General features: G+C 71.4%; 2 protein-coding genes. Both read left to right on the plus strand.

Going from position 1 to position 2,624, the window contains the following annotated elements:
- A partial coding sequence (locus tag EES42_RS43035) for a phosphopantetheine-binding protein (RefSeq protein WP_241196969.1) occupies positions 1–824 on the plus strand: 824 nt, incomplete at its 5' end.
- A 57-nt stretch (positions 825–881) separates the two neighbouring features.
- A partial coding sequence (locus EES42_RS43040) for a type I polyketide synthase (protein ID WP_164495570.1) occupies positions 882–2,624 on the plus strand: 1,743 nt, incomplete at its 3' end.

Raw genomic sequence — 2,624 nt, forward strand, 5'->3', positions numbered from 1 at the left:
AAGGCGGCATGGCCGAAGGGACCAGCGGGGAACTGAGCCGGCGAGGCCTCGCCGTGATGGCACCGGAGTCGGCCGTCGGCGCGCTCCACCAGGCGCTGGCGGACGACGCGACGCTCCTCACGGTCGCGGATGTGGACTGGCAGCGGTTCGCCCCCGCCTTCACGGCACGGCGACCCAGCCCGCTCCTCGGCGAACTGGCCGACGTACAAAGGGTTCTGGAGCAGGACCACGGCGGCGCGGACGCCGACGGCCGTGGCGGCGACGCGGCGGCCCAGCTGCGCGCACGGCTCGCGCAGGCCAACGAGTCGCAGCAGAACCGCATCCTCTTGGAGCTGGTGCGCACGGAGGCGGCGGACGTGCTGGGGCACGCCACGGCGGACGTGGTCCGGCCCCGGCGCGGCTTCGTCGAGCTGGGCTTCGACTCGCTCATGGCGGTCGAGGTGCGCAACCGGCTGGCCCGGCACACCGGGCTGCGGCTGTCCACCACCCTGCTCTTCGACTTCCCTTCCCCTGCCGCGCTGGCGCAGCATCTGCGCGCCGAGCTCGCGCAGGAACTCTCGGCGGAGGCCTCGACTTCGGTCGCCGCCGTGCTCAACGAGCTGGAGCGGATGCTCTCAGGCCTGTCCACGGATGACGTCGACGGCGTGGACATCACAGAGCGGCTGCAGGGCCTGCTGACGACGTGGAGCGGAGCACAGGTCCGCATGGCGTCTGCGCCGCCCGAAGCGGGCGAGTCCGCGGCCGCGGCGATGGACTCCGACCTTGAGTCGGCGACATCGGACGAGATGTTCGACCTCATCCAACGCGAGTTCGGGAAGTTCTGACCGGACCGGTGAACGCGTGTGCAAACCGAGCTTTTCTCAAGGGGCGGTGCTGTTTCGATGGCGAGTGACGAGAAACTCCTGGACCACCTGAAGTGGATGACCGCTGAGCTTCGCCAGACGAAGCAGCGGCTCCAAGAGGTGGAGTCCGAGGAGCAGGAGCCGATTGCCATCGTCGGCATGAGCTGCCGCTTTCCCGGTGACGTCCGGTCGCCCGAGCAGCTGTGGCGGCTGGTCGCCGACGGCGTCGACGCGATATCGGACTTCCCCGACGACCGCGGCTGGGACGTCGAAGGGCTCTATGACCCCGACCCGGACAACCCGGACACGTCCTATGCCAATCAGGGCGGATTCCTGAGCTCCGTCGGTGACTTCGACGCCGAGTTCTTCGGTGTCTCGCCGCGCGAGGCACTGGCGATGGACCCGCAGCAGCGACTCCTCCTCGAAACCTCCTGGGAGGCCTTCGAGCAGGCGGGCATCGACCCCGCATCCCTGCACGGCAGCCGGACCGGGGTGTTCATCGGATCCAACGCGCAGGACTACGCCTCGCTCCTGCACAACGACACGGCCGAACTCGGCGGCTACCTGGCCATCGGCAGCGCCGCCAGCGTCATGTCGGGCCGCATCGCCTACACCCTCGGCTTCGAGGGCCCCGCCGCGACCGTGGACACCGCGTGCTCGTCGTCGCTGGTGGCACTGCACTGGGCCGCCCAGGCGCTGCGCCAGGGAGAATGCACCATGGCGCTCGCGGGCGGTGTGGCGGTCATGGCCACCCCGGGCGCGTTCCTGGAGTTCTCCCGGCAGCGGGGCCTCGCCGAGGACGGCCGGTGCAAGGCGTTCGCCGAGGCGGCGGACGGCACCGGCTGGGGCGAGGGTGTCGGCATGCTGCTGGTCGAGCGCCTCTCGGACGCCCGTCGCAACGGCCACCGCGTACTCGGCGTCATCCGAGGCTCGGCGATCAACCAGGACGGCGCGAGCAGCGGGCTCACCGTTCCGCACGGCCCCTCGCAGCAGCGCGTGATCCGGGCCGCCCTCGCCAACGCGGGCCTCTCCGCCGCGCAGGTCGACGCGGTGGAGGCGCACGGCACGGGCACCCGCCTCGGTGACCCGATCGAGGCGCGGTCCCTCATTGCGACGTACGGCCAGGAGCGCACCGGCGGGAGGCCGCTCTGGCTGGGCTCGTTGAAGTCGAACATCGGTCACACGGCGGGCGCCGCAGGCGTGGCGGGCATCATCAAGATGGTCATGGCGATGCGCGAAGGCGTGCTGCCGCGCACCCTGCACGTCGATGAGCCGTCCTCTCACGTGGACTGGTCGGCAGGGGCCGTCGAGCTGCTCACGGAGCCGGTGGAGTGGCCCGAGACGGGCGAGCCGCGCTGCGCCGCCATTTCCTCGTTCGGTATGAGCGGCACCAACGCGCACGTGATCCTGGAGCAGGCGCCGGAGACCGAGCAGGCCACCGAGCCCGCGACGGTGTCCCTGCCGGTCGTTCCGTGGCTGCTCTCGGCCAAGTCCCTGCCGGCGCTCGCCGCCCAGGCCGGACGCCTGCTGGCGCACGCCGACGGCGCCGGCCTCGACGCCGTGGACATCGGCTACTCGCTGGCGCGGACCCGGACCGCGCTGGAGAACCGGGCCGTGCTCATCGGCAAGGACACCGAGACCCTGCTGCGTCGCGCCGAGGCACTGGCGGAGGACACCGGCACCGCCGACGCGGTGGGCTCCACTACAGGCGAGGACGAGCCGGTGGCGGTGCTGTTCTCGGGGCAGGGGTCGCAGCGGGTCGGTATGGGGCGTGAACTCCAT

The sequence above is a fragment of the Streptomyces sp. ADI95-17 genome, from assembly GCF_003846175.1.
Taxonomy (GTDB): Bacteria; Actinomycetota; Actinomycetes; order Streptomycetales; family Streptomycetaceae; genus Streptomyces; species Streptomyces sanglieri.